The 5,175-nt window shown below is 67.1% G+C and carries 7 protein-coding genes; 4 read left to right on the top strand and 3 right to left on the bottom strand.

The features are described from left to right. Positions 1 to 130: 130 nt before the first annotated feature. The 4 genes from DYI24_RS20655 to DYI24_RS20640 all read left to right on the top strand — a co-directional run bounded on the left by DYI24_RS20655 (position 131) and on the right by DYI24_RS20640 (position 1,997). Positions 131 to 757 carry an RNA polymerase sigma factor gene (locus DYI24_RS20655; RefSeq protein ID WP_349627803.1) on the top strand — a complete coding sequence of 209 codons (627 nt, stop codon included), beginning with the start codon at positions 131 to 133 and terminating at the stop codon, positions 755 to 757. Further along, positions 754 to 1,173 (top strand): hypothetical protein, encoded by a 420-nt coding sequence (locus tag DYI24_RS20650; RefSeq protein ID WP_164573649.1) that lies wholly within the window; start codon positions 754 to 756, stop codon positions 1,171 to 1,173. Before DYI24_RS20655 ends, DYI24_RS20650 begins: the two co-directional genes overlap by 4 nt. Next, positions 1,170 to 1,613, top strand: coding sequence for a periplasmic heavy metal sensor (locus tag DYI24_RS20645; protein WP_164573648.1), 444 nt, complete (start codon positions 1,170 to 1,172; stop codon positions 1,611 to 1,613). The genes DYI24_RS20650 and DYI24_RS20645 overlap by 4 nt, the downstream gene beginning before the upstream one ends. 96 nt (positions 1,614 to 1,709) lie before the next feature. Next, entirely contained in the window at positions 1,710 to 1,997 is a 288-nt protein-coding gene (locus tag DYI24_RS20640) for a cysteine rich repeat-containing protein (protein WP_246701325.1), read from the top strand. A 71-nt stretch (positions 1,998 to 2,068) separates the two neighbouring features. Here DYI24_RS20640 and DYI24_RS20635 read toward each other — a convergent pair whose 3' ends face one another. The 3 genes from DYI24_RS20635 to DYI24_RS20625 all read right to left on the bottom strand — a co-directional run. Continuing rightward, positions 2,069 to 2,914, bottom strand: a complete 846-nt coding sequence (locus tag DYI24_RS20635; RefSeq protein WP_164573646.1) for a DUF1499 domain-containing protein — start codon at positions 2,912 to 2,914, stop codon at positions 2,069 to 2,071. A 198-nt stretch (positions 2,915 to 3,112) separates the two neighbouring features. After that, on the bottom strand, positions 3,113 to 4,285 hold the full coding sequence (locus tag DYI24_RS20630; RefSeq protein ID WP_246701324.1) for an acyltransferase family protein: 1,173 nt from the start codon (positions 4,283 to 4,285) through the stop codon (positions 3,113 to 3,115). A gap of 449 nt (positions 4,286 to 4,734) precedes the next feature. Next, a partial coding sequence (locus tag DYI24_RS20625) for an AMP-binding enzyme (RefSeq protein ID WP_164573645.1) occupies positions 4,735 to 5,175 on the bottom strand: 441 nt, incomplete at its 5' end.

The raw sequence follows: 5,175 nt of genomic DNA, 5'->3' as shown, positions 1-5,175 counted from the left end.
CCTTATTATGTGGTGCGGCCCTATGCGGTGGCGCCGGTTTACGGCGCGCCGGTGGTGGTCGCGGGCGCGCCCGTGGTGTCGGTGCCGCGGCAATGCTGGATCGCCGGCGCCTGGCGGCCGTGCTGACCGCGTGTCGGCTGTCATCATCAAGCTCAACCGGGGCGCGCCGGCTCAGGCCGGCGGGCTGCGACCGTTGAGCATCGAACACGATAGCGACGAGGTGCTGATGCTGGCGGTCGCAGAGCGCCGGCAGCAGGCCTTTCGCGTGCTGATGGCGCGGCACATGCCGCGCGCGATCAGGCTGGCGCAGCGCATCGTCCGCGATCCCGCCGAAGCCGATGATATCGGCCAGGAGGCGTTTCTGCGGGTCTGGAACAAAGCGTCGTCGTTCGATCCGAAGATCGCGCGGTTCTCGACCTGGCTGTACCGGATCGTGCTGAACCTCAGCTTCGATCGCACCCGCAAGCCGAGGCATGCGCCGATCGAGGATGCCGCCGAGGTGGCGTCGGCCGACCCGGCGCCGGTCGAAACGCTCATCGCCGCGCAGCAGCAGCGGCTGTTGGAGGCGGCGCTGGCAGAACTGCCGGAGCGGCAGCGCGGCGCGATCGCGCTGTTTCATATGGAAGGGCTGTCCGGCGAAGAGGCCGCCCGCGCGATGAATCTCAGCCCGAAGGCGTTCGAGTCGCTGCTCGGACGGGCGCGGCTGACGCTCAAGAAAGCAGTCGAGAAACGACAGGACGACAGGAGGCGGGCATGACGCTCGATCAATTCAGGCAGTTGGCCGACACTTGGGGCGGCGACGTCGAACGCTGGCCGGCGGAGGCGTGGAGCGCCGCGCGGCTGGTCGCCGCTACCGAACCGGGCGCGGCGGTGCTGCGCGAAGCGAGCGCGTTCGACGCCCTGCTGGCGATGCCGTCGGAGGTGGCGCCGGCGCGGGCAGGGCGGGTCGCGTTGGGGGTGCTGCAACGGATCGGCGCCGGCGAGGCGCGCGAGCCTTGGTATCGCCGGCTGCTGCAGCCCGCCTCGCTGCTGCCGGTCGGCAGCCTCGCCTGCTCGGCGCTGGTCGGCCTGTGGCTCGCCGGCACGCTGCCCTATCACCATTCGCAGGAGGCGATCGCGGCGATGGATGCGGTGTTCGATTCCTCCGCCGTGACGCTGTGGAGTCCACAATGACAATCTCGTTCAGGCGCATCACCCCGGAGCGCTGGCTGCTGCTGGCCTCGCTGTGTATCAACGTCGCGCTCGGCGCCTATATCGGCGCGCAGTGGCTGCGGCCGCAATGGACGCCCCCGCATGCCGGCATGCCGATGCGGCTGATCGAGCGCGTCGCCTCGCGTCTGCCGCAGGCCGACGCCGACATCCTGTGGCGCAACTTCAATGCCAAGCAGGTGACGCTGCAGCCGCTGCAGCGCGACTACGTGGCGGCGCTGCGCACCACCTTGAATCTCGCCGCGCAGCCCGAGCTCGACAAGCCGGCGCTCCGCGCTGCGGTCGAGAACGCGCGCGACAAGCGCAGCAAGGTTGGCGACGCGATGATCGACACCTTCGTCGAGACGCTGGAGCAGATTTCTCCGGAAGGACGCCGGCAACTCGCCGGCCGGCTGTTTCGCTGAACTGGCGCGCGAAGGATCGGACGGGCTCGAAGGTATCAACTACATCCGCCTCGACGGCGTCCACTTCGAACCCAAGGATTCGCCATGGTGCAACGAATGAACACTTCGAATCGGTCCGATCGTCCCGCGCCGCTGTTCCGTGCGCCCGACGTGCTGGTGCGGGCAACGCTGGCCGCGGCCTGCGTGGTTGCGGCCCTGATGCTGACCCTGCAGATGGCGAGCGCGCAGGATCGCGGCGCGGCGCGCGAAGCCTGCAAGGCGGACTATCAGAAGCTCTGCAACGGGGTGTCGCCCGGCGGCGGCCGCATCAAGAAGTGCCTGAACGACAATTTCAGCGCGCTGTCCGATCGGTGCAAGCAGGCGCTCGGCGGCGCCGACAAGTAAGCGGCGCGGGTCTCGGCCTCTGCTGAATTCAGTCCGTTGTGGGCGTCGGCGCGGATCGCGCCGGCGCCTGATTACTTCTTGGCCTTCGCCTTGGCCGGCTGCTTGGCAGCCGGCTCGGCCTTCGGGGTCGGTGCGTTCTCGACCGCGGTGTTGATGTCCTCGGTGAGCTTGGCGATCCGCGCCGCGTTGCTGCCGAGGTCGCTTTCGAAATAGCGCGACGACGATCGGATATCGATCCGGGTGTCCTCGCCATCCGGCCGCAGCCGGATCACCACGTCTTCGGGCAGGCTCAGGATGGTGGGGCGGGCCACCGCCTCGATATGGCCTTCGCGCTTCGGCAGCTGCGGCGGGCGCTCGTCGACCACCCGCCATTTCCGCCGGTTCACCAACTGCAGCACGATGTCATAGGCGCGCTGCACCGGCATCTCGACCTGAAGCGTCTCGATGTTTGGATAGGCGGCGCGCTGCCGCTCGGCGGAGTACAGGCCGGCATAGACCGCGGTGTTGACGTCGTCGCCGACCCGCAGCCGCGCAAGGGTCTCGAACTGCGGCGGATCGATCGAATCGGTGGTGATGTCGTGGATCGCCGGCAGGCTGCGGTACTGCCAGCCGAGATAGGCCGGGTAGGCGAGGATCAGTGCGTCGAGCAGCAGCGCCAGCAGGATGCGCGGGATGCCGCGCGAGCCGTTCTGCCAGATCGCCGCGAAGCCGGCGAGTGCCAGCAGGATCGACACCCCGGCCAGCGCCAGGGCTCCGAACCAGGTCGCCATCGCCGGGCGCATTTCGAGAAAGCCGAATCGCACCACACCGATCGACACCAGCGTCGCCACGGCGGAGAACACCGCAAGATTGCGGGCCCAGGTGGCGAGTCCGGAGACGGGCTCCTTCAGATACGGAGCGGAAAATCTGCGCGCCATCGCGTGAGGACTGCCGGGTTGATCGCGGCAGACATCGCGCCGCAGGAGCCTCCGTTGAGACCACGGGCGGCAGCCGAATTCAAGGCCGGAGAGGGAACCTGAGCGCCGGGGAAGGGCGCACGCTCCGAGTTTGCCGGAAGTGCTTCCGGCGGGTCTCGCGGGAAAGGTCAGCAGGCAGCGGCTCGGCGCCGGCCGGTCTTAAAGGATCTTCTGAATTCGCGGGATGCGCAGAATCAGGCCGGCGAGCAGGAAGCAGGCGACGCAGGTGGCGATGCCTGTCACCGCGAACTTCAGCAGCGGCGGCGCCGTCATGTTGCGCCAGGCGAGCGCTAATCCGACCAGCACCGGTGGATGGATGATGTAGATGGTGTAGGCCCGCGCGGCGAGTTGCTGCCATCGCGGGACGAGATGCTGATATCGGCGCTGAAACACAACCAGCAACAGCAGGATCAGCCCCCAAGCCACCAGCGGCTCCCAAAAGGCGTAGATCGCCGCCGGGACAGTCCAACCACCGTCGGACGAGTTGGTGGGGCCCGGCGGCCACACTCCGGCGGAAAGCGGCAGCAACGGCAGGCTCACCAGCGCGATGCCAAACCAGATCCTTGCGGTGCGTCGTGGGATTCGCTTCAGCCAGCGTGGTCTCGCCGCCAAGCATCCGGCAGCGAACAGCACGACGTAGCTAGCGAAGTAACCGAATTGCAGCCCGTGCCAACTTGTCCCGACCGGCCACCACAGCCGGAGGACGAACGCTGCGGCGCCGGTGAGCACCGCCAGGATTGCCAGTGTGGTGTTGGAAGGAAACCGAGCCGCGGTGGCTTGTGGGGCCGTCGATCGTTGGGAAAGCAGCAGCCAGGGCACTGCCGCGACCCCAAAGATCAGCAGTGCCTCGGCAAACCACAGCGGCCCTTCGATGAACCGGCCGCGCTGCCACAGCGCCAGCAGCGTCGGCCAGAACGCATGACCGCTGGCGAGCCCTGCAAGGGCGACGGTCAACGGCCCGATCACCAAGCCGAACAGCAGCAGGGGCACGCCGAGCCGTAGCAGCCGGTCGCGCAAATAAGCCCAGCTGCCCTTGGTGCGGAAGGCGGCCGGGGTGAAATAGCCGGCGAGCAGAAAGAACAGGCCCATGAAGTAGGCCTGATTGGTGGCCACGAACATCGTCAGCAGGTGCGACGACAGCGATCCGTTGGGCGTCACCTCATGATAGAACCAGCCGCCGCTGGCGCCGTAGGTAATCGCGGTGTGATGAAACAGCACCAGCAGAGTCATCACCGCCCGCAGCGCGTCGAGTCCGCTGTTGCGGTCCGGCCGAGCTTCGGCGGCGGGTTGGGAACGCACATCCACAGGCTGAGCCCCCACACCCATCTGCATCGTGGCGCTCCATCGCCGCGCGGTCACCGCATCATTCGTACGAGCCGGTCATATCGGAAGCCGCCAGCCTTTGCGCCCGAAATGACGAGCGGCAGCGGCACGTTCAAGCAAATGTGCGGATGTTAAAGTGGAGGGCCGAGCTCGCTCCGACCGCTGCGCGCTCTCTCTCCCGCTTGCGGGAGAAGGGTGGGGTGAGGGTGCCGCAGGTAGTTAGCTTGAAACACGCGGAGAGGAGTGCCCTCACCCGGATCGCTACGCGATCCGACCTCTTCCGCAAGCTGGAGAGGTTACGCTGTCTTCGGGGAGAGGGTGGGGGCGGCACTGAGCTGCGGAAGTTGCGATGGAGCCGAGGTCTCAGACCCAACCGCTGCGGGCTCCCTCTCCCGCTTGCGGGAGAGGGTTGGGGTGAGGGCGCCAGAGGCAGTGAGCCAGCGTTGCGTGCTAAGCCCCTACGCCGCTGCCCCAGGCAGCGTGTAGGTCTTGAACTGATCGCGCAGTGCGGTTTTCAGGATCTTGCCGGTTGCCGTATGCGGGATGGCGTCGACGAACACGATGTCGTCGGGCATCCACCATTTGGCGATCTTGCCGTCCATGTACTGCAGGATCTCGTCGCGGGTGCAGGTGACGTCGGGCTTGAGCTGGCAGATCAACAGCGGGCGTTCGTCCCATTTCGGGTGATACACGCCGATCACCGCGGCTTCCGCCACCTTGGGATGGCCGACCGCGAGGTTTTCGAGGTCGATCGAGGAGATCCACTCGCCGCCCGACTTGATCACGTCCTTGGAGCGGTCGGTGATCCGCATGTAGCCGTCCTTGTCGATGGTCGCGACGTCGCCGGTGTCGAAGAAGCCCGCGTCGTCGAGGATCTCCTTGTCGACGCGGTAATACGC

This window comes from Rhodopseudomonas sp. BR0C11, from assembly GCF_010820945.1.
GTDB lineage: Bacteria > Pseudomonadota > Alphaproteobacteria > Rhizobiales > Xanthobacteraceae > Rhodopseudomonas > Rhodopseudomonas palustris_H.
Note: the sequence above shows the minus strand (reverse complement) of the source record. Positions and strands in the feature narration are given on the sequence as shown.